Source organism: uncultured Castellaniella sp. (assembly GCF_937988725.1).
Lineage (GTDB): Bacteria > Pseudomonadota > Gammaproteobacteria > Burkholderiales > Burkholderiaceae_B > Castellaniella.
Genome location: NZ_CALKHS010000003.1, coordinates 330,335 through 350,198, shown reverse-complemented (window position 1 = coordinate 350,198; position 19,864 = coordinate 330,335). Strand labels below are relative to the sequence as shown.

Annotated in this window: 19 protein-coding genes and 1 riboswitch; of the genes, 10 read left to right on the top strand and 9 right to left on the bottom strand. The window is 65.9% G+C overall.

Translation table 11 applies throughout. The features are described 5' to 3' along the window. Positions 1-215 precede the first annotated feature (215 nt). From Q0263_RS03090 to Q0263_RS03070, 5 genes are all read left to right on the top strand, one after another. Positions 216-374, top strand: a complete 159-nt coding sequence (locus tag Q0263_RS03090; RefSeq protein ID WP_298013212.1) for a hypothetical protein — start codon at positions 216-218, stop codon at positions 372-374. Positions 375-586: 212 nt separating this feature from the next. Then, complete coding sequence (locus Q0263_RS03085; RefSeq protein ID WP_298013210.1) at positions 587-799, top strand: antitoxin MazE-like protein; 213 nt, start codon at positions 587-589, stop codon at positions 797-799. Further along, on the top strand, positions 799-1,119 hold the full coding sequence (locus tag Q0263_RS03080; RefSeq protein ID WP_298013208.1) for a type II toxin-antitoxin system PemK/MazF family toxin: 321 nt from the start codon (positions 799-801) through the stop codon (positions 1,117-1,119). Before Q0263_RS03085 ends, Q0263_RS03080 begins: the two co-directional genes overlap by 1 nt. Before the next feature lie 129 nt (positions 1,120-1,248). Beyond that, positions 1,249-1,425: riboswitch (cobalamin riboswitch) on the top strand. 105 nt (positions 1,426-1,530) lie between these two features. Beyond that, on the top strand, positions 1,531-3,420 hold the full coding sequence (locus Q0263_RS03075; RefSeq protein WP_298013207.1) for a TonB-dependent receptor: 1,890 nt from the start codon (positions 1,531-1,533) through the stop codon (positions 3,418-3,420). A gap of 2 nt (positions 3,421-3,422) precedes the next feature. Further along, positions 3,423-4,316 (top strand): cobalamin-binding protein, encoded by an 894-nt coding sequence (locus Q0263_RS03070; RefSeq protein ID WP_298013205.1) that lies wholly within the window; start codon positions 3,423-3,425, stop codon positions 4,314-4,316. An 82-nt stretch (positions 4,317-4,398) separates the two neighbouring features. Here the strand turns inward: Q0263_RS03070 and Q0263_RS03065 are convergent, their stop codons facing one another. The 3 genes from Q0263_RS03065 to Q0263_RS03055 are packed head-to-tail and all read right to left on the bottom strand — an operon-like array spanning position 4,399 to position 8,281. Then, positions 4,399-5,418, bottom strand: coding sequence for a hypothetical protein (locus Q0263_RS03065; protein ID WP_298013203.1), 1,020 nt, complete (start codon positions 5,416-5,418; stop codon positions 4,399-4,401). A 5-nt stretch (positions 5,419-5,423) separates the two neighbouring features. Then, complete coding sequence (locus tag Q0263_RS03060) at positions 5,424-7,424, bottom strand: hypothetical protein (RefSeq protein WP_298013202.1); 2,001 nt, start codon at positions 7,422-7,424, stop codon at positions 5,424-5,426. A gap of 5 nt (positions 7,425-7,429) precedes the next feature. After that, the gene (locus Q0263_RS03055; protein WP_298013200.1) at positions 7,430-8,281 is read right to left on the bottom strand and encodes an SH3 domain-containing protein; all 852 of its coding nucleotides are present in this window, start codon (positions 8,279-8,281) and stop codon (positions 7,430-7,432) included. Between the two features lie 268 nt (positions 8,282-8,549). Between Q0263_RS03055 and Q0263_RS03050 the strand changes: the two genes are divergently transcribed. The 3 genes from Q0263_RS03050 to Q0263_RS03040 all read left to right on the top strand — a co-directional run bounded on the left by Q0263_RS03050 (position 8,550) and on the right by Q0263_RS03040 (position 11,052). Next, positions 8,550-9,353 carry a thiazole synthase gene (locus tag Q0263_RS03050; protein WP_298013199.1) on the top strand — a complete coding sequence of 268 codons (804 nt, stop codon included), beginning with the start codon at positions 8,550-8,552 and terminating at the stop codon, positions 9,351-9,353. 113 nt (positions 9,354-9,466) lie between these two features. Next, positions 9,467-10,288 carry a bifunctional hydroxymethylpyrimidine kinase/phosphomethylpyrimidine kinase gene (gene thiD / locus Q0263_RS03045; protein ID WP_298013197.1) on the top strand — a complete coding sequence of 274 codons (822 nt, stop codon included), beginning with the start codon at positions 9,467-9,469 and terminating at the stop codon, positions 10,286-10,288. 83 nt (positions 10,289-10,371) lie between these two features. Next, entirely contained in the window at positions 10,372-11,052 is a 681-nt protein-coding gene (locus Q0263_RS03040; protein WP_298013196.1) for a protein-L-isoaspartate O-methyltransferase, read from the top strand. Between the two features lie 91 nt (positions 11,053-11,143). On the opposite strand, the gene rfaE2 is transcribed toward Q0263_RS03040, so the two are convergent. The 5 genes from rfaE2 to ubiE all read right to left on the bottom strand — a co-directional run bounded on the left by rfaE2 (position 11,144) and on the right by ubiE (position 16,142). Next, positions 11,144-11,704 (bottom strand): D-glycero-beta-D-manno-heptose 1-phosphate adenylyltransferase, encoded by a 561-nt coding sequence (rfaE2, locus tag Q0263_RS03035; RefSeq protein ID WP_298013194.1) that lies wholly within the window; start codon positions 11,702-11,704, stop codon positions 11,144-11,146. Next, entirely contained in the window at positions 11,701-13,266 is a 1,566-nt protein-coding gene (gene ubiB, locus Q0263_RS03030) for a ubiquinone biosynthesis regulatory protein kinase UbiB (RefSeq protein ID WP_298013193.1), read from the bottom strand. The genes rfaE2 and ubiB overlap by 4 nt, the downstream gene beginning before the upstream one ends. Then, positions 13,260-13,883: an SCP2 sterol-binding domain-containing protein gene (locus Q0263_RS03025; RefSeq protein ID WP_298013191.1), complete on the bottom strand. Its 624-nt coding sequence runs from the start codon at positions 13,881-13,883 to the stop codon at positions 13,260-13,262. Before Q0263_RS03025 ends, ubiB begins: the two co-directional genes overlap by 7 nt. A gap of 324 nt (positions 13,884-14,207) precedes the next feature. Beyond that, positions 14,208-15,170, bottom strand: coding sequence for a Tim44-like domain-containing protein (locus Q0263_RS03020; RefSeq protein WP_298013190.1), 963 nt, complete (start codon positions 15,168-15,170; stop codon positions 14,208-14,210). A gap of 207 nt (positions 15,171-15,377) precedes the next feature. Continuing rightward, entirely contained in the window at positions 15,378-16,142 is a 765-nt protein-coding gene (ubiE, locus tag Q0263_RS03015; RefSeq protein ID WP_298013188.1) for a bifunctional demethylmenaquinone methyltransferase/2-methoxy-6-polyprenyl-1,4-benzoquinol methylase UbiE, read from the bottom strand. Between the two features lie 130 nt (positions 16,143-16,272). On the opposite strand from ubiE, the gene phoB reads away from it, so the two are divergent. Both phoB and phoR read left to right on the top strand, forming a co-directional pair. After that, positions 16,273-16,968 (top strand): phosphate regulon transcriptional regulator PhoB, encoded by a 696-nt coding sequence (gene phoB / locus Q0263_RS03010; RefSeq protein WP_298013187.1) that lies wholly within the window; start codon positions 16,273-16,275, stop codon positions 16,966-16,968. Beyond that, positions 16,965-18,293, top strand: a complete 1,329-nt coding sequence (gene phoR, locus Q0263_RS03005; RefSeq protein WP_298013185.1) for a phosphate regulon sensor histidine kinase PhoR — start codon at positions 16,965-16,967, stop codon at positions 18,291-18,293. The genes phoB and phoR overlap by 4 nt, the downstream gene beginning before the upstream one ends. 12 nt (positions 18,294-18,305) lie before the next feature. On the opposite strand, the gene ilvA is transcribed toward phoR, so the two are convergent. Then, entirely contained in the window at positions 18,306-19,850 is a 1,545-nt protein-coding gene (gene ilvA / locus Q0263_RS03000) for a threonine ammonia-lyase, biosynthetic (RefSeq protein WP_298013387.1), read from the bottom strand. Positions 19,851-19,864 lie beyond the last annotated feature (14 nt).

Sequence of the window (19,864 nt, the reverse complement as noted above, 5' to 3'; positions counted from 1 at the left end):
GGCCCGGAGATCTCATCGGCATGTCATGGCGCTGGGCGGCGCCGGTCGCATTTTGGCGGCTTCGCCGGATGTGGACGAGTAAGCTCCAACAGCGCCGCCCAGCGCCATGACATGCCGATTGACGCAAAGAGGGGTAATCCACTACACTAGGGTTAACCCTATAAGGGTTTTCACTAGTCGCTCGATGGCGAGCAAACATCCTCAAGGAGTACAGCATGTTGGCCCCCTTTTCGAACTACCCCGTGAACGAAGCTTTTGAGCGCATGATGGCGGAAGAACTCGCCGCCCGCGCGAATCGTCCTCAGGAAGGCCTGATCGCCCGCATCCTGGACGTCCTGTTCGGCGCCCGCATGCCGGCTCCCGCCGTCGCCTGATCCTGATCGGCGGCAGGCGACACCCGTCGTCACAACCTGGCTTGCCGCGCACCACCGGTCGGCGGTGGCGGAACGGGTGCTATCCGATCGCAGGACGCCCGCGCAACGTTCTGCAAGCCATATCAAAAGCAGGATAAAAAGGCTACAGAAGCGCTTGCCGCTCAGCATGACACAGGGTAGCCTATCCCCCAGGCATTCACACAGGGGGTTCCATGTCGCATGTACTCTCTCACAAAGCATCACAGGCCCCGCGCCCGACATCCAATGGGATGCGCCGCCTGCAAATATGGGTTCCCGATACCCGGGATGCCGGCTACGCCACACAGGTCAAAGCTCAATGCGTGGCACTCAAGCATGATGCGGCGGAACAGGATGCCCTGGCATTCGCCGAAGCCGCTGCGCACGATATTGAAAGCTGGCGCTGATGCACCGCGGCAGCGTTGTCTCTGTATCGTTGCCTGGCGCCTATGGCAAGCCCAGGCCCGCCTTGGTCATTCAATCCAACCTGCTGTCCGAACTCGATAGCATCATCATCTGCCCCATCACCAGCGAAATTCGCGAAGCCGCTTTCAGGGTCCTGGTCGAACCCGACACCACCAATGGACTGCACACCCAGTCGCAAGTGATGGTGGACAAGATTTCGACACTGCCCAAAGTCCGAGTCGGGCCGGTATTCGGGCGACTGGATAGAGCCACGATCCAAGCCGTGGAACGAGCCCTTCTAGTCGTTACGGGGATTGCATGAGCAGCTCTTCCCCTTCACATCGCTGACTCCCGCATTCTCGAAACAGGCCGCATCGCACAGAGGCACGACGGCGGCCTGCGACAGCAAGGCACCAGGAATCGCAACAAAATCTTGCGCGGAAGGCCTTTATAATGCCCTCCGAAACAAGGTATGCCGGGACGGCTTGTCCGCGCCCGGCGTTTAAACGGGAAACAGGCGGTTCATCACTGAACCCAGCTGTGCTGCCCCCGCAACGGTGAGCGCGTCCGCCAGGCCTTCGGCCCGGCCCGCGTCAGCCCGATACCGGCCTGATTCGATCTCCTGATTGCCTGTTCGCCGCGCCCGATCACCAAATCATCCGGGCGGATTCACCACGGCCTGCAGGTGTTGATGATTCCGGTGTGCGGGGACGCGCACCCTACAGGGCCTGTCATGACCATCTCGTTTTCGCGGCGCACGCTCGCCGCAACCATCTGTCTGTTCCCCCTGGCCGCCACGGCCCAATCCGATGCCGCAGCCGTTCCCGCGCTGCAGGACATTGTCGTCACCCCCAGCCGTACTGCCGAACCCTTGTCCGACGCGGTCGGCGACGTGACGGTGATCGGGCCGAAGCAACTGGCCGAGGCGCGCGGCGACAGCATCGCCGAGATCATCGGGCGCGCGCCCGGCGTGCAATTCACGTCGAACGGCGGGCCGCAGACGGTGACCAGCCTGTTCCTGCGCGGGGCGAACTCCAATCACACGCTGGTGCTGATCGACGGCATGCGAATCAACGGCTCGGCCTCGGGCACCGTCAGCTTCCCGGCCATCGACCCGGCCATGGTGGAACGCGTCGAGATCCTGCGCGGCGCCGCCAGCAGCCTGTACGGCTCGGATGCCATCGGCGGCGTGATCAACATCATCACGAAGAAGGGCGAACAGGACCGTCCCCTGTCGGCCTGGGCGAATGTCGGCTACGGAACCTACGAAACCGCCAAGTCCAGTCTGGGCTTGTCGGGCGCGGCTCAGGGCTGGGACTACAGCTTTTCGACCAGTGCGGCAACCAGCAAGGGGTTCGATGCCACCCGCCGCCACACCGCCAACAATGCCCTCAACTTCAATCACTACCCGGACAAAGACGGCTACCGCAGCCATGCCGTCTCGGGCACGCTGGGCTACCGCTGGGCCGAAGGCCACCGCATCGGTCTGACGGCCTACAACGGCTACACACGAGGCGATTACGATGCAGGCACTTTCACAAGCGATGCCTATGCGCTCCACAGGCAACAAGCCTACAGCCTGAGCAGCGCCGATCGCATCACGGATTGGTGGGACAGCGACCTGCGCTTCGGTTTCACCAAGGACGGCTACGACGACCGGGGTTACCAAAGCGTCGTCAATTCGCTCAAACGCCACTACAGCTGGACCAATACGTTCAAGCCCCTCGTCGACCAAAGGATGTCGGTCCTGTTGGAGCGCCAGGAAGAACGTGTCCAGAGCACGACGCAATACGACCGGGACGCGCGCAATACCAATGCCGCCGCCCTGATCTACAAAGGCAAGTTTGACCGCCTGCATACCCAGGCCAGCGTGCGCAACGACAATATCTCGGGCTATGGCAACCAGACGACAGGCAGCCTGGGGCTGGATTTCGATCTGACGGACACCTGGCAGATCGGAATCGCGGGCAACACCGGCTTCCACGCGCCGACCTTCAACGACCTGTATTGGCCCTTCGAGGATTTCGGCCCCTACGGTTCCTTCGCGGGCAATCCAGACTTGAAGCCGGAGAAATCCCGCAATGTCGAAGCGCACGTTCAATACCAGGATGACAGCACCCTGCTGCGGCTCACCGCGTACCAGAACAAGATTCGCAATCTGATCACCAACATGACGGATCCCGCGACCTTCGCGATCACCCCGCAAAATATCGATCATGCGACGATCCGTGGCGTGACCCTGACAGGCGAGCACAGTTTCGGTGACACGACGATCCGCGCAAGCGCCGACCTGATGGAGCCGCGCAACGACGACCCCAAGGCGGGCGAAAACTCTCAACTCCCGCAACGCGCCCGCCAGGTCTTCCATCTCGGTGCCGAACATCGCATCCAGGATTGGAAACTGGGCGCCGAATACCAATACACCGGCAATCGCGTCGATGCCTCGACGCAAGCCCGCCTGGGCGGCTATTCCCTGGTCAACCTGACCGCCGCCTACGATTTCAGCAAGTCCCTGGGCATGCAGGTGCGCTGGAACAACATCCTGGACAAGGACTACGTGCTGGTGGACGGCTACAACACGCCGGGCTCCAACGTGTTCGTGAACCTGTCCTGGCGGATGTAGACATGAAGCAGCCGACGACGGACGGCTTCGGAAAGGTGCGGCAATGCCTGCCGCGTCTGGCCGCCGCCGTCTGCTTCGGCCTGTGCGCCGCCTGGGCGGGCATCGCTGGCGCGGCCGCCACGCCCCGCATCGTTACCCTGGCGCCCAACGCCACGGAACTGGTCTACGCCGCCGGGGCCGGCGCCGACATCGTCGGCACCGTCCTGAGCAGCGACTACCCGCCCGCAGCGCGCGCCATCCCACGCATCGGCGACGGCATCCAATTCAGCGAAGAACTCATCCTGACCCTGCATCCGACCCTGGTGATCGGCTGGCAGCCCTCCGACGGCACGCGCTCCCTGGCGCGGCGCCTGGCCCCGCTGGGCGTGCCCCTGATCTACGCCGACCCGGAATCGCTGGACGACATTCCATCGCTGATCCGCGACCTGGGCGAACGCCTGGACACCCGGTCCGTCGCCGACGCCGCCGCGCGCGGCCTGGAACACCGCATCCGCGACCTGCGGGCGGCGCCGCCCCCGCCTCAGACCGTCTTCATCGAAATCAGCGCCGATCCGCTGTACACCCTGGGCAGGGATCCTCTGATCAATGACCTGCTGGCGCGCTGCGGCGGCGTCAATCCCTACGCCGCGAACGCGATCCCGGCACCACAGGTCAGCGTGGAGTCGGTGTTGCACCTGAACCCGCAGGTGCTGCTGCTGTCGCCCTACGGTCGCGAAACCCTGGCCGCCCGGCGGGCCTGGTGGGCGCGGCACGGGCTGACGGCCGCCCGCACGGGCCGCATCTACGCCATCGACCCGGACCAGTTGCACCGGCCGGGCCCGCGCCTGGTGGACGCGGCCGAGGCGATCTGCGCGGATCTGCGCGATCATCGGCAGCCGCCTACAAGCCCGCGCTGAGGGCTGATCAACAAAGCCACAACAGTCGAACTGGAAAAATCAGCCGCCGCGCATCCACTGGCGCGCACGCGGCCTTCCAACCTCAATTGCTCAGCTTCATCTCCAGCAAGCGCAAGGGGCGATACGAATCGCGACGCCCGCCGCCATCAAAGAGCTGTTCCAAAGAGACCGGCCGGGCGGGTTCCATCGTCATCGACAGTTTGGAAGAACCACCCGTCACGAAATCCAGCAGTGCAAGACAGTCCTCGCGCCGCAGAGGCGCCCCATCGAAAGCGCCTTCAGGATCGCGCTTACACTGTTCCTTGCCCGCATCGATTTTGTCTTCCAGCCATTTCTTCCTTTGCTTTTCCGCCGAGCCCTGTCCTGGAGCGACATCAACATCGTGCCTGAGCGCCAACGCACGGGAACGTGTCACATAGCCGTCATTCTTCACACTCGCCGTGATGGAGCCGACTTCCACCTGCTGCACCTTCTGGCCGATGGCCATCAGAACGCCCCAAGGCCCGAAAAAGCCGAAGCCGCCCAGCATTTTCGGGATCTCTTCCGCTTTGCTGTCGGCCAGGCGATCCGTGAAACGCAGAAGCTCCCGCAAACGGCTCATGTTCACATTGAAATCGCCCTTGAACGCCTCGGGCTGATCCAGGGACAACTGCAGCGACCCGGTATCCGCTCGGCCATCCAGATCCCACGCCAATGCCAGCGAAAACGGCGGCAAATCGGTACGGCCAGCGGCCTGAATCACGCCGACTTGCGCCAAGGGACTGAACCCGCCGGCCCCCGCGATACCGGAAATTTCAACACGAGCCGTCTTCCGATCCGCTGAATCCTCCAGGTCTGACAGCGTCACGCGCTCGATGGCGATCTGCTCGGGATTTTTTGCGGACCCAAACCGGATCGTCACATCTTTTAGCGTTGCCGAACCCAGCGGCGAAGCCGACAGATCCTGCCAATGCACGGCGTCCCGCAGCTTGTATTGATCCAACAGGCCATAGAGCTTATCCTCCGCGCGGCGAGTCGCCACCGAGGATGCTGTCACCCAAACGCCCGCCAGGATCAGAGCGGTCGCGCCGCCAATCGCCAGGAATTTCTTTTGTCGATCCATCTTCATCATCCTTCGGCTTTGGCTTGATCAATCTGCCGCTGAGCGGTTTCCGGCGTCCAATCCGGCACACCATGCAGCAAGCGCATGACCGTCAGCGGATCCGCCAGATCAGAACATCCTTCTTTCTTGCAGGCCTGAATCCCGCCTGCGGACTTGGGCGTCACCACCGTCATCGGCAAACCCGCGTCATCCAGACGTTTCTGATCAGCACGCGCAGCCCCGCTGACGGCATACCAGGATTCCTTCAGATCCTTGCCACCCGCAATCCGCAAGTCATACGGGAAATCCACCTTGGCGTCATTGCCATCGTGGCCGCTGACGCGCACGATCTGCTGAAACGTCAGGGGGTTGCCTGCGTAGAAACGGGCGTACTGCCCTCCTTTCAGGGGGGTGTACGAGGCGGAACGGACAAAGTACTGGGCCAACAGGCTATCCGGTGCCGCCTTGTCCTTCGCGACCAGTTCTTGATACTGAGCCAATTGCCGTTCCGCTTCCCGAGCCTTGTCCTGCAACGCACGGCGCTTTTCCCACGCCAGCTGCTGTTGACGCTGCTTTTCCTGCCGCTCGGCCTGCTGCTGGCGCTGGCGTTCCTCTTCCGCCTTGCGCTTTTCACGCGCGAAGACGTAGTTATCCCCCCGATCCAGGCGATATTTCCAGGCTCCGACGGCATGACGCTTCCGGTAATCCCAATCGCGCGTCGCATGGATGGCATACATCATGCGATCCCGATTCTGAGCGACGACACCATCCAAACCATCGGCAAATCGGACATTCACCCCATTTGCATCTGGCAAGGCCTGAGTCTGCAAAGCCCTCAAGGCTGCCTCAATCTGATGGGAAATATCCGCAGCCTGGCGGAAGTTGGACTCCTGAGAAGTCAGCACGTCCAGATCCGGGTTGACGCGCAACGGCTGCAAACCGCCGCCCCATGCCGCGACCGTGGCACGCAGCAGAAAATACGATTGAGTCGCCGCATTGTGGCCCACGCTGAACCAGACGACATCTCGGCCGTTGCTGCCAACCAGGCGCGCGGCCTGGACCGGCGTGTTGAACGCATAGCCATCCTGAAAGTAGACCTTGCTTTCCCGCGCGATCACCGCACCGTCGGACCGCTGCAGCGTCAGGCCGCCCATTCCCTGAGCAAAGCCCCGCGCATCGCAGCTCAGGCCCGAACTCAACAAAGAGACATACTTCGCATCCGCCTCGTCCAGGCGATAGCCGATCCGGATGTTGCAACCGTTCTGGTCCTGCAGGGTCTTGATAAACGGCGACGCGGCCAGCGCATCCGCTTCATTTTGCGGTTTCCAACCCTTGACGTCGAAGTCTGCCGCCCCCAGCGTGGCCTGCGGCTCAGCCTGTGCCGCTGCCTTCTTGGCGGCTTCGTCGGCGGCGGCTTTCTCGAGAGCCAGCTTCTCTGCCGCCACCCGCTCAGCCGCTGCTTTCTCTGCCGCAGCTTGTTCGGCCGCAGCCTTGTCCGCTGCAATCCGATCCGCCGCAATCTTTTCACCCGCAGCAACAGCACCCTGGGCCGGCCGTGGAGGAGCCGCGACAACAACCTTCGGTTGAGGATCGGCCTGTTCATGCGTGGCCGCCGCCACCGGCGCAACAGCCACTACAGGCGCATTGCCACTGGCCACGCTCTTGTCCGCAACCTGCGGCTGCGCGACGACAGCCTTCCACTGACCAGCCTTGCTGCTGATCCCCGCCGCCACGACCTTGCCTGCACTGTCCTGGCTACGCCAGGTTACATCGCTGGCTTGCGGGCATTGCTGCCCCAGCAAAGCGCCCAGCTTGGGCATTAGGCGTTCAAGCGCCGCCATATCCGGCGCACCATGAAACACCACTCGAAGATCCGGACGTTCCGAACACCACGGAGCGCCCGCAGCGTGTTCGACGAAAATCTCGATGTTCTCCGCCTTGGAAAACGCCAAGCGGGAGGATTCGGCCCACGCAGGGCCGCAGGCAAAGGCGCCCGCCATTGCCCACACCAGCATACGTTGCGTCATGAGACTCACCCGATCTGCCATGCGCCATCCGGCTGCTGGCACGCATCGACGGTCTTGGACTCACTGCCCTTGGCGGTCGTGACGTCATACTGCACCGTGCGGCAGGTCGTTTGCACAGCGACCGTATCCACGACCGGCTTTGCCGGCTCGATCGTATCCAGATCGAAACCCTGGGACTGAGCCTGGGCGACCGTGATGGTATCCAGATCAACCGCCTGATCCGCCTTCGCCACGGCGACAGGCTGAACCAGCGAACCAGACACATAGCCGACCGTCACGCCCTTGCGGCCGACAGCCACCCAATTGTTATCCGTGCGCCCCAGCGCGGTAAACGTCTGACCGCTGGACAGGCCGCCGATCTTGGCGTTCTCCGTGCCAGGCCCCGCCCGCAGGTTGGTCGAGGATTTCGCCTGCCAGGTTTCGTTCAGAGCAACCAGATTCTTGACCTGAACCACGTTCTGGGAACGCTTGACGGACGCTTCGCGGGTTTCGGTTTTGGAGGACACAGGACGGATCACCGCCGTCGCTCCGCTATGATCGGACTTCCAGTTCTGCGCTTCCCCGCTAGCCAAGGCGCGCTGCGTGCTAGCGGCCAACGCTTCCTGGTCCTTCGCATCCAGATTCGATCCGATCCAGTTGCCCAGCGCACCGCCTGCCAGCGCGCCGGCGATCATCGCCACGGTGCGGCCCGTACCGCCCCCGATCTGGCTGCCCAGAAGCACACCGGCAACAGCGCCGATCGCGGTCCCGATGGACTGTTTAGTGCCCCAGCCGCCGCCACTGCCATCCGTCGCGCACCCCGTCGCAAACACAGAAGCCACCAAGGCAGCCACTAAAACTTTTTTGCTTCCCAGCACGTTATCCTCCCAGACTTGTGATGACGCTGAACAACGATCCGCCCAGCCGAACTGACGTTTGATTCAAAGTGCTATATTTTAAACAAATTTATACATTCGGCCTTCGCATTCCCCTTATAAGATTATTTCGATAAGCACGGCGGGACTTCGCTGGAAGGCGCTGTCCACGAAGCAACCGGCCCGCAACCATGCCGCAAATGGATTATCCTGTCCCCCAATAGCCGCCACGCACGGCGGCATCCATCACCGCTTCGCCCACGACAACGCCATGAACACCGCAGACACCCTCACCATCGCCGACCGCACCTTCCAGTCCCGCCTGCTGGTCGGCACCGGCAAATACCGCGATTTCGACCAGACCCGCGATGCCATCGAGGCCAGCGGCACGGAAATCGTCACCGTCGCCATCCGCCGCACCAACATCGGCCAGAACCCGGGTGAACCCAATCTGCTGGATTTCCTGTCGCCGGACCGCTACACCATCCTGCCCAACACGGCGGGCTGCTACACGGCCGACGACGCCGTGCGCACCCTGCGGCTGGCCCGCGAACTGCTGGACGGCCACAATCTGTGCAAGCTGGAAGTGCTGGGCGACGCCGGCAATCTGTTTCCCAACATGCCGGAGACCCTGGCGGCGGCCCGCACGCTGGTGGCCGACGGCTTCGACGTCATGGTCTACTGCAGCGACGACCCCATCCAGTGCCGCATGCTGGAAGACATCGGCGTGTCGGCCGTGATGCCGCTGGCATCCCTGATCGGCTCGGGCATGGGCATCGTCAATCCCTGGAACCTGCGGCTGATCATCGACCAGGCCTCCGTGCCCGTGCTGGTCGACGCGGGGGTCGGCACGGCGTCCGACGCCGCCATCGCCATGGAACTGGGCTGCGACGCCATCCTGATGAACACCGCCATCGCCGGCGCCCGCGATCCGATCCGCATGGCGCGGGCCATGCGCCTGGGCGTGGAAGCCGGCCGCGAAGCCTACCTGGCCGGCCGCGTGAAGCGCAAATACTACGACGCCGATCCCAGTTCGCCCGTCGAAGGCCTGCTGCCCTCGACACGGGCGGCCTGATTCTTCCCGGCCCCTGAATCCGCAACCGCCCGGCGCCCCGTTCGGCCGCCCCGTTTGAACGGGTCTTGACCGAACGGGGGCGCCAGGCCCTTACGACCGACGCAGAACCCTCGATGATTCCGAACACCCTATCCATCGCCGGCGTGGACCCCTCCGGCGGCGCCGGCGTGCTGGCCGACGTCAAGACCATGAGCGCCCTGGGCGCCTACGGCATGGCGGTGATCGCCGCCCTGACGGCCCAGAACACCCAGGCCGTCACGCACATCGCCCCGGTGCCGCCGGAATTCGTCGCCGCGCAGATCGACACGCTGTTCGCCGACGTGCGCGTCGACGCCGTGAAGATCGGCATGCTGGGCCAGGCGGGCGTGACGCGCGCCGTGGCGGACCGGCTGGCCCACTGGCGGCCCGCTCATCTGGTGCTGGACCCGGTCATGGTCGCCAAGAGCGGCGACCACCTGCTGGAACGCCAGGCCGTCGAGGCGCTGCGCGAAGGCCTGATTCCGCTGGCCACCATCATCACCCCCAACCTGCCCGAGGCCGGCGTGCTGCTGGACCAGGGTCCGGTCGACAACCTGAAGGACATGCGCCGGGCGGCCGAACGCCTGCGCCGCCTGCTGCCGGACGACGCCCGCCGGTGGGTCTTCCTGAAGGGCGGCCACCTGCCCGGCAACGACACCATCGACCTGCTGCACGACGGCGACCGCATGATCGAGCTGCCGGGCCGGCGCATCGACACCCCCAACACCCACGGCACCGGCTGCACCCTGTCGGCCGCCCTGGCCGCCCTGCTGCCGCGCGCCGGCGACGTGCCGGAGGCCGCCCGCCAGGCCAAGCACTATCTGGAGCAGGCCATCGCGGCGTCCGGCCAGTTGCAGGTAGGGTCCGGCCACGGGCCCGTGCAGCACTTCCACGCCTGGTGGGGCCGGCCCGCCTGAACCCGCCGTCGGCCCTCGCCCGCCCCGCAGGAGCGGGGGTCTGTCCTATAATCGACTCACGTTAACCCTAAGGCTTACGAGACATGAACGTCAACGACATCAGCGACGCCGAACGTGCCCGTTTCAACATGGTCGAACAGCAGATCCGCCCCTGGAACGTCCAGGACGAACGCCTGCTGCAGGCGGCCTTCGACCTGCCGCGCGAACGCTTCGTGCCGCCGCAGCTGCAGGCCCTGGCGTTCACGGACACGGAACTGCCCCTGGTGATCGATGGCATCGACACGCGCGAACACATGCTCTCGCCCAAGGTCGAAACGAAACTCATCGAAGAACTGCACCTGACCCCCACCGACTGCGTGCTGGAAATCGGCACCGGGTCCGGCTATCAGGCGGCGCTGCTGTCGCGCCTGTGCCAGCAGGTCACGTCCATTGAAATCGACAGCCGCCTGGCGGCCTTCGCCCAGAACAATCTGTCCCGCAGCCAGATCGGCAACGTCGTGCAGGAAACCGGCGACGCCCACGCGGGCTGGGGCACCGCGGAATACGACGCCATCCTGATCACCGGATCGGTGCCGGCCGTGCCCGACGCGCTGAAATACCAGCTGGCCGTGGGCGGACGCCTGGTGGCCATCGTGGGGCACAACCCCATCATGACCGCCTGCCGCATCACGCGCACCAGCGCCGCGAATTTCGAGACCGTGCAGATCTTCGACACCTGGACCAAGCCCCTGCGCGGCACCGCGCGTTCGCGCTTCAAGTTCTGATCGACCGGCGGCCGCCAGAACCGGCCGCTCCGCCTTGAAAAGCCTCTTCGGATGAAAGAGGCTTTTCTTTTGGCAAGGCCGGCGCAGCCTGCTACTGCCTGATCTTCTTCAGCAGGGCCGTGGTGGACCGTTGATGCTCGAACGGAATGGCCACTGCCCGGCCGCCCCAGCCGCGCACGGCGACGGTTTCCGGCAGCAGGTCCATGTCGTAGTCGCCGCCCTTGACGATGATGTCCGGCCGCAGCGCCTGGATCAGTTCCAGCGGGGTGTCTTCCTCGAACCAGGTCACCAGGTCCACGCAGGCCAGGGCCGCCAGCAGGGCCGCCCGGTCCGCGCAGGCGTTCAGGGGCCGGTCCGCGCCTTTGCCCAGCCGGCGCACGGACGCGTCGGTATTGACCGCCACGATCAGCGTCCCGCCCAGCTGCGCCGCCTGATCCAGATACGTGACGTGGCCGCGATGCAGGATGTCGAACACCCCGTTGGTGAACACCAGCGGGCGCGGCAAGCCGCCCCGGGCGATGGCCTGGCGGCATTCGTCGGGGGACAGGATCTTGGATTCGAAGCGGGGCGCGGGAACGCCCCGGGCCGTGCCCGCCCCGGCAGCGCCGGCCGCTGCGGCGCGGCGCGCGGTATCGGCCGGTCCGGAGGTCATAATCCGCCCCCCCGCGTCAAAGCCCACACGGCGACCCCCAGCCCCACCGCCAGGATGCCGCACAAGACGACCAGCAGGCGATTGGCGCCTTCCTGGGCGCGGCGCAGCCGTTCCAGTTCGGCCCGCATGGCGGGGCCCGGATCGGGGTGGTTCAGGCGGGTGTAGACCAGGCGGGGAATCTGCGGCAGGATCTGCGCCCACTGGCTGGCTTCCTGGTCCAGCCGCTGGCGCAGGCCCCGCAGCCCCACGCGCTGATGCATCCAGCGTTCCAGGAAGGGCTTGGCGGTCTGCCAGAGATCCAGATTCGGGTCCAGCTCGCGCCCCATGCCCTCGACGTTCAGCAGGGTTTTCTGCAGCAGCACCAGCTGGGGCTGGATCTCGACATTGAAGCGGCGCGAAGTCTGGAACAGGCGCAGCAGCACCTGCCCCAGGGAGATCTCCGCCAGCGGCCGGTCGAAATAGGGTTCGCACACGGCCCGCACCGCGCCTTCGAGTTCTTCTTCGCGGGTGGTGGGCGGGACCCAGCCCGATTCGATGTGCAGCTGCGCCACCCGGCGGTAATCGCGGCGGAAGAAGGCCAGGAAATTCTGCGCCAGATAGTTCTTGTCGAATTCCGACAGCGAGCCGACGATGCCGAAATCCAGGGCGATGTAGCGCCCCAGGGAATCCGGGCCGTCGGACACATAGATGTTGCCCGGGTGCATGTCGGCATGGAAGAAGCCGTCGATGAACACCTGCATGAAAAAGATTTCCACGCCCTGGCGAGCCAGCAGGGGGATGTCCACCCCGAGCTCGCGCAGCTGGGCCACCCGGCTGACCGGCACCCCGCGCATGCGCTGCATGGTGAAGACCTGGCTGGCGCAGAATTCCCAGACGACTTCGGGCACCAGCAGCAGGTCGGCACGGCCGGTATCCGGCCCGAAATTGCGCCGCAGCTGACTGCAGTTGGCCGCCTCGCGGATCAGGTCCAATTCATCGTGCAGGTACTTGTCGAATTCGGCGACGACCTCGCGTGGCTTCAGGCGGCGGCCATCCGGCGCCAGCCGTTCGACCAGGCCGGCCAGCGAGCGCAACAGGGTCAGGTCGCGCTCGATGGCCTCGCGCATGCCGGGACGCAGGACCTTGACGGCGACCTCGCGCCCATCGTGCAGGACGGCGAAATGCACCTGGGCGATCGAGGCGGAGGCGACCGGATCGCGGTCGAACTGCGCGAACAGGACCTGGGGCGACGCCCCCAGGGATTCCTCGATGATGGCCGCCGCCTGGTCGGAGGGAAACGGCGGCACGCGATCCTGCAGGCGCGCCAGTTCGTCGGCCAGGTCCGCCGGCACCAGATCGCGGCGCGTGGACAGCACCTGGCCGAATTTCACATAGATCGGCCCCAGGGTTTCCAGGGCCAGCCGCAGCCGCTCGCCCCGGGGGCGGCGCGGGCGATGCCCCAGACAGATCAGGCGCAGCAGCCTGTGCGCCCAGGGATGCTGCAGGCTGGAGAGCACCAGCTCGTCCAGCCGGTAACGCAGGCCGACCCACAAGATGTAGCTGAGACGCCAGAACGTCAGCATGCGGCCCCCGGCAGTTGCCGCAGGCGGGCATCCAGGCGGTCCAGCCGGGATTCGAGCGATCTCAGGTCGCCGCGCCAGCGGCGGAAATCCGCGCCGCGCACCCCGATGCCGGATTCTTCGGCCAGGTATTCGGCCAGATTGTCCTGCGCCCGCGTGGCGCCGAGCCGTGCGCCGGCGGCCAGCCGCCGCCCGCCCTGGACCAGGCGCACCGCCATCACGTCGCCCACGACGCGGGACAGATCGTCTTCGACGTCCCAGCGCAGGTCCCGCGCCAGGTCGGACACCAGGTGCGCCAGACCCGCATCGCCCTGGATCCGGGCCAGGGCCGTGATCCCGGCCAGGCCCTGGCCGCGCCAGGCGGCCGGCAGATCGCGCAGGCGGTCGGCCGGGATGGACAGCGTGACGTCGGGCACCACGGAGGCATCGCAGGCCTGCAAGGCGCCATCCGAGCCGATGCTGATCTGCAGCGACCACGCCCCCGAGGCGACCCGGACGGACTTGCCGGCATGACTGGCCAGCCGTTCGCCCGCCCAGGGTTCCCGGCGCAGCAAGGCATTGAACCCGCGCAGCAGAAGGTCCGCAGGCCGGGGCAGGAAGGGAGGAAGCAATATGTTCATGCGCAGGGAACCGATGACCGGGCCAAGGCAGCCCGGAAAACAGAAGGTCCGGGACACGCCGTGGCGATGTTCCCGGACCCTCAGTTTACTGGTTTTGGGCAAGGGATCCTCTGAACAAGTCGCGCGGCAAGCGGGCGCTGCGGATCGGGATGGGATGCAAGGCGCGAACCGCAGCGATAGCCGTAGCTATCGCGAGGATGAGCAACGCCGCAGACCACCCGAATCCGCAGATGCACGCGGCGCGACGACTTGTTCAGAGGATCCCTGAGCCCATGCGGGGCTTCGGGCCGCGGCATGCAGGCCCGGCCCGCCCCGCGAGCCGGATCAGGACTGCGGATTCAGCTGCTGGATGCCGGCCAGCAGCCAGCCCGCGCCGTCGGCCTTGTACAGATTCCAGACTTCTTCCACGCGGAAGGCCTCGGCGCCGGCGGCTTCGCGCAGCATGCCCGAATAGCGCACGCTGGCCAGATGGCCGCCCGCCACGGTTTCGATCCCCAGCAGTTCGGCGTTCAGCAGCACGATTTCCGTGTGATTGCCTTCGCCCGGCTGGGGCAGGCGCGGAGTGATTTCCGCCAGCAGATCGTCGGTCAGCAGCTCGCGCAGCGCGGCGCGGTCGCCCGCGTCCCACAGAGCCTGGACCTGGGTGAACTGCTGCTTGGCCTGCGTCAGGAAGGCCGGCACGTCGAAGTCGCCGGGAATGAACCAGGACGGATCCTGGACGGCGGTGGAAGGCACGGCTTCGATCACCGGCGCGGCCGACGCGGCTGGAGCCGCCGAGGCAGGCGGCGTCCAGGAGGACGGCTGTTGCGCCTGGCGATAGCTGTTGCCCGCCCCGGCCCCGGCGGCCGCCAGCGGACGCTGCGCGCCGCGCAGGCGCCGCACCAGGAACATGACGGCGAAGATCACCAGCCCGATCAGCAAGGCGCTGGACAGGAATTCCAGGAAGGCGCCCGACAGCCCCATGCTGGACAGCAGGGCGGCGATGCCCAGGCCGGCCGCGATGCCCGCGATGGGGCCCAGCCAGCGGGACATGCCGGTTTTGGCGGCGGTGCCCGCGGCAGCCGTGCCGGCCGCCGCGCCCGTCGTCGAAGTCGCGGACCGCTGCGTCGTCGTGGCCGTGGGCGGCGTGACCGCCTGGCGCTGACTCGTGACGTTGGAGGACTGGCGGCCGAAGCTCATGCCGCCGCCCATGCGACGCGCATGGGCATCGGAGGTGACGGCCAGCATCAGCAGGGCCGCAACCAGCAGCAGCGTGGCAAGGAACCAGCGTGGCATTTGAACAATCATGGAGTCTCCTGGGAAATCGTTCATCGGCTTGCGGCTGCCGGCTTGAATCTCAAGCTGACAGGAAGCTGAATTTCTGTAAATTACCACAGATTTCCCCGCTTCGCAGTAGAAACCGCAAGCGCGAACGGCCCATCCCGCCGACGGACGGGCCCGGAAACGGACGGGGCCGCATCATGCGGCCCCGATCAATGCCTGGGACGGAAGAGATCAGTCCAGCCGCACGCCTTCGTGCAGCGCCACCACGCCGGCCGTCATGTTGAAATACTGCACCCGGCCGAACCCGGCCGTGCGCAGCATGTCGGCCAGCGTTGCCTGGTCCGGATGCATGCGGATGGATTCCGCCAGGTACCGGTAGCTGGCCTCGTCGGACGCCACGAACCGGCCGATCTTGGGCAGGATGTTGAAGGAATACCAGTCGTAGGCGGGCGCCAGCGGCGGAGCCACGCGGGAAAATTCCAGCACCAGCAGCTTGCCGCCGGGCTTCAGCACCCGATGCATTTCGGCCAGGGCGCGATCCTTGTGCGTCATGTTGCGCAAACCGAACGCCACCGACACCCGGTCGAAATGCCGATCGGGAAACGGCAGGCATTCGGCGTCGCACACCGCCACCGGCGTCACCAGCCCGCGGTCCAGCAGGCGGTCCCGCCCCACCCGCAGCATGGAATCGTTGATGTCGGTCAGCCAGACCTCGCCCGTCGGCCCGGCCCGCTTGGCGAACGCCCGCGCCAGATCGCCGGTGCCCCCGGCGATGTCCAGCACCCGCATGCCCGGGCGGATCTGCGCCCGGCCGACCGTAAAGGCCTTCCAGACCCGGTGCAGGCCGCCCGACATCAGATCGTTCATCACGTCGTAGCGGCTGGCGACCGAATGGAAGACCTCGGCCACGCGATGGGCCTTGTCGGCCTCGCGGACGGTCTCGAATCCGAAATGGGTTTCCGGCCCCTGGCCGGGCTGTTGGGATGATTCGCTCATGATCCGCGTATCGTACCGCATTCCTCCGTTCAGGCATCCCCGAACCCGGCTGCGGCGGCGTCACATGAATGAAATAATGTGACCGTATGATGACCATGCTCAACACGACACCTGAATTCACACATCCGTCATGTCCGCCACGATCCTGATCATCGAAGACGAACCCGCCATCCTGGAACTGCTGTCCATCAACCTGCAGCACGCCGGCTATGCGGTCAACACGGCGCAGGACACCCGGCAAGCGCTGGCCCAGATCCAGAGCGTGCTGCCCGACCTGATCCTGCTGGACTGGATGCTGCCGGACCAGCCCGGCATCCGTCTGGCCCAGCAACTGCGCGCCGCGCCCCGCACCCGCGAAATACCGCTGATCATGCTGACCGCGCGCGGCACGGAACAGGACAAGGTCGATGGTCTGGAAGCCGGCGCCGACGATTACCTGACCAAGCCCTTCTCCCCGCGCGAACTGCTGGCCCGCATCAAATCGCTGCTGCGCCGCCGCGCGCCGCAGCTCACCCCGGACCCGATCCAGGCGGGAGACCTCCGGCTGGATCCCAATACCCGGCAGGTCTTCGGAGGCCAGCAGGCCCTGCCCATGGGACCGACCGAATTCCGCCTGCTACACTTCCTGATGACGCATGCGCAGCGCGTGTACAGCCGCGGCCAGTTGCTGGACCAGGTCTGGGGCGATCACGTCTTCGTGGAAGAACGCACCGTGGACGTCCACATCCGCCGCCTGCGCAAAGCGCTCTCCCCCGCCCGCCAGGATCACACCATCCAGACCGTCCGGGGAGCCGGCTACCGTTTCAGCACGACACATACGGAATGACCAAAACGCTTGTTTCCATCGCGCTCTGGGCGCTGGGCGGCTGGCTGCTGGGCGCCTGGCTGGGCGCCGCCACCGGCTGGGCGGTCTTCGCCCTGGGGCTGCTCGCCATGGTCCTGGCCAGCGGCCTGCAGCTGTCCCGCATCGCCCGCTGGGTGCGCAACATCGACGACCCGCCGCCTCCCTCGATCGGCCCCTGGGACGAAGTCCTGGCGCCCATCTACCGCAAGCTGAAACAGAACCGCCTGGACCTGCAGGAGCGCAGCCGCAACTTCCAGCGCGCCCTGCTGGCCGCCGAGGCCCTGCCCGACGGCGCCCTGACCCTGGCGCCGGACAAGTCCCTGCTGTGGTGCAACCAGACCGCGGCCGACCATCTGGGCCTGGACCAGGGCCAGGACCGCGGGCACAGCATCCTGAACATCATCCGGGCGCCGGAATTCGCCCGCTACGCGCGCCAGGACAGCTGGGACAAGCCCCTGATCCTGCACCTGAACCGCGGCGGCCAGACCCGCACCCTGATGCTGCATCTGGCGCCCTACGGCGTCGGCCAGTTCCTGATGGTCACGCGCGACATCACCCAGATCGAACGGCTGGAGAACACCCGCAAGGATTTTGTCGCCAACGTTTCCCATGAAATGCGCACCCCGCTGACCGTGCTGTCCGGTTTCGTGGAAACACTGCTGGACCTGCCCGAAGAGGCCATCAGCGCCGAGCAGCGGCGCCACTATCTGGAACTCATGGCCCAGCAGGCCCACAACATGCAGGCGCTGGTGGCCGATCTGCTGACCCTGTCGTCCCTGGAAACCACGCCCAACGGCCCCGGCACCCCCGTTCCCGTGCCGGCGCTGATCCGCACGGCCCTGACCCAATGCCAGGCGCTGTCCAAGGGCCAGCACCGGTTCGAGGTGCGCGTGGACGACACGCTGCAGGTCATCGGCCAGGACAGCGAACTCTCGTCGGCGCTCAGCAACCTGCTGACCAACGCCGTGCGCTACACCCCGGCAGGCGGCACGATCACGGTGACCTGGGAACGGCGGCCCGACGGCGGCGCCCGCTACCAGGTGCGCGACACCGGCATCGGCATCGCCCCGGACGACATTCCTCGCCTGACCGAGCGCTTTTTCCGGGTGGACCGGGGGCGGTCCCGCGCCACCGGCGGCACAGGCCTGGGGCTGGCCATCACCAAGCACGTGGTGCTGCGCCACCAGGCCGCGCTGGACATAGCCAGCACGCCGGGGGCCGGCAGCGCGTTTTCGATCGTCTTTCCCGCCGCGCGGGTCGGCGCGGCGGCCGTCCGGGCCGCGGACCCGGAGGGACACGCGGCCTGAAATCCCGCAGGCCTACAGAAACAGCTGATAGGCCGGGTTTTCCGTTTCGTTCCAGTACGGATAGCCCAGGGTCGCCAGGAAGTCCTTGAAGGCTTTCTTGTCGTCGGGCGGCACCTGGATGCCGACCAGGATGCGGCCGTAATCGTCGCCCTGGTTCCGGTAATGGAACAGGCTGATGTTCCAGTCGGGATTCATGGCGCCCAGGAACTTCATCAGGGCGCCCGGGCGCTCCGGAAATTCGAAGCGATAGAGCACCTCGTGCTTGGCCAGGCCCGAATGGCCGCCCACCATGTAGCGCAGGTGCGTCTTGGCCATTTCATTGCCGGTCAGGTCCAGCGTGGGGAAATCCAGCTTGCGGAAATGCGCGGCCAGCTTCTCGATTTCCGGTTCCGAGCGGATCTGCAGCCCGACGTACACATGGGCCTGCTCGGCATCGGAGATCCGGTAATTGAATTCTGTCACGGCGCGCTGGCCCACCGCTTCGCACAGGCGCAGGAAGCTGCCGCGCTTTTCAGGCAGCGTGATGGCGAACAGCGCCTCGCGGGCTTCGCCCACGTCGGCGCGCTCCGCCACGAAGCGCAGGCGGTCGAAGTTCATGTTGGCGCCGCAGGTGATGGCCACCAGGGTCTTGCCCTTCCATTTCTGCTGCGCCGCATAGCGTTTCGCCCCCGCCAGCGCCAGGGCGCCGGCCGGCTCCAGCACGCTGCGCGTGTCCTGGAAGACGTCCTTGATGCCGGCGCAGATGGCGTCCGTATCGACCGTCACGAAATCATCCACGTACTCCCGCACCAGGCGGAAGGTTTCCTGGCCGACCTGCTTGACCGCCGTGCCGTCGGAAAACAGGCCCACGTCGTTCAGGCGCACGCGGCGCCCGGCCCGCACGCTGCGGATCATGGCGTCGGAGTCTTCCGTCTGCACGCCGATCACCTGGATGTCGGGCCGCAACTGCTTGATGTAGGCCGCCACGCCGGAAATCAGCCCGCCGCCGCCGATCGCCACGAACACGGCATCGATGGGGCCCGGGTGCTGGCGCAGGATTTCCATGCCCACCGTGCCCTGCCCCGCGATCACGTCCGGATCGTCGAAGGGATGCACGAAGGTCAGCCCGTCGCGCGCCTGCAATTCGGCGGCGTGCTCGGCCGCGTCGGTGAAGCTGTCGCCAAACAGCACGACCTCGCCGCCCAGGGCGCGCACCGCGTCGATCTTGACCTGGGGCGTCGTCACGGGCATCACGATCACCGCCCTGCATTTCAGGCGGCTGGCGGCGAGCGCGACGCCCTGGGCATGATTGCCGGCCGAGGCCGCGATCACGCCGCGCTTGAGCTCGTCGGCGCTCAGGTGCGCCATCTTGTTGTACGCGCCGCGCAGCTTGAAGCTGAACACAGGCTGGGTGTCCTCGCGCTTGAGCAGCACGGTGTTGCCGATGCGCTTGCTGATTCGGGGGGCCAGGTCCAGGGGGGTTTCATGAGCGACGTCATAGACTTTGGACGTCAGAATGCGCTTCAGATAATCGACGGACATGGCACGCGGAGAATGATGGAGGGAACTGAAAAGAATATCACAGGGGAAAA

Bases quoted from the DNA above. Each gene is read 5' to 3' on its own strand.
- phoR (WP_298013185.1), top strand. From the start codon at position 16,965: ATGACCAAAACGCTTGTTTCCATCGCGCTCTGGGCGCTGGGCGGCTGG.
- Q0263_RS03060 (WP_298013202.1), bottom strand. From the start codon at position 7,424: ATGACGCAACGTATGCTGGTGTGGGCAATGGCGGGCGCCTTTGCCTGC.
- Q0263_RS03080 (WP_298013208.1), top strand. From the start codon at position 799: ATGCACCGCGGCAGCGTTGTCTCTGTATCGTTGCCTGGCGCCTATGGC.
- Q0263_RS03065 (WP_298013203.1), bottom strand. From the start codon at position 5,418: ATGGATCGACAAAAGAAATTCCTGGCGATTGGCGGCGCGACCGCTCTG.
- Q0263_RS03090 (WP_298013212.1), top strand. From the start codon at position 216: ATGTTGGCCCCCTTTTCGAACTACCCCGTGAACGAAGCTTTTGAGCGC.
- Q0263_RS03085 (WP_298013210.1), top strand. From the start codon at position 587: ATGTCGCATGTACTCTCTCACAAAGCATCACAGGCCCCGCGCCCGACA.
- Q0263_RS03075 (WP_298013207.1), top strand. From the start codon at position 1,531: ATGACCATCTCGTTTTCGCGGCGCACGCTCGCCGCAACCATCTGTCTG.
- Q0263_RS03070 (WP_298013205.1), top strand. From the start codon at position 3,423: ATGAAGCAGCCGACGACGGACGGCTTCGGAAAGGTGCGGCAATGCCTG.
- ubiE (WP_298013188.1), bottom strand. From the start codon at position 16,142: ATGAGCGAATCATCCCAACAGCCCGGCCAGGGGCCGGAAACCCATTTC.
- phoB (WP_298013187.1), top strand. From the start codon at position 16,273: ATGTCCGCCACGATCCTGATCATCGAAGACGAACCCGCCATCCTGGAA.
- thiD (WP_298013197.1), top strand. From the start codon at position 9,467: ATGATTCCGAACACCCTATCCATCGCCGGCGTGGACCCCTCCGGCGGC.
- ubiB (WP_298013193.1), bottom strand. From the start codon at position 13,266: ATGCTGACGTTCTGGCGTCTCAGCTACATCTTGTGGGTCGGCCTGCGT.
- Q0263_RS03040 (WP_298013196.1), top strand. From the start codon at position 10,372: ATGAACGTCAACGACATCAGCGACGCCGAACGTGCCCGTTTCAACATG.
- Q0263_RS03050 (WP_298013199.1), top strand. From the start codon at position 8,550: ATGAACACCGCAGACACCCTCACCATCGCCGACCGCACCTTCCAGTCC.
- Q0263_RS03025 (WP_298013191.1), bottom strand. From the start codon at position 13,883: ATGAACATATTGCTTCCTCCCTTCCTGCCCCGGCCTGCGGACCTTCTG.
- rfaE2 (WP_298013194.1), bottom strand. From the start codon at position 11,704: ATGACCTCCGGACCGGCCGATACCGCGCGCCGCGCCGCAGCGGCCGGC.
- Q0263_RS03020 (WP_298013190.1), bottom strand. From the start codon at position 15,170: ATGATTGTTCAAATGCCACGCTGGTTCCTTGCCACGCTGCTGCTGGTT.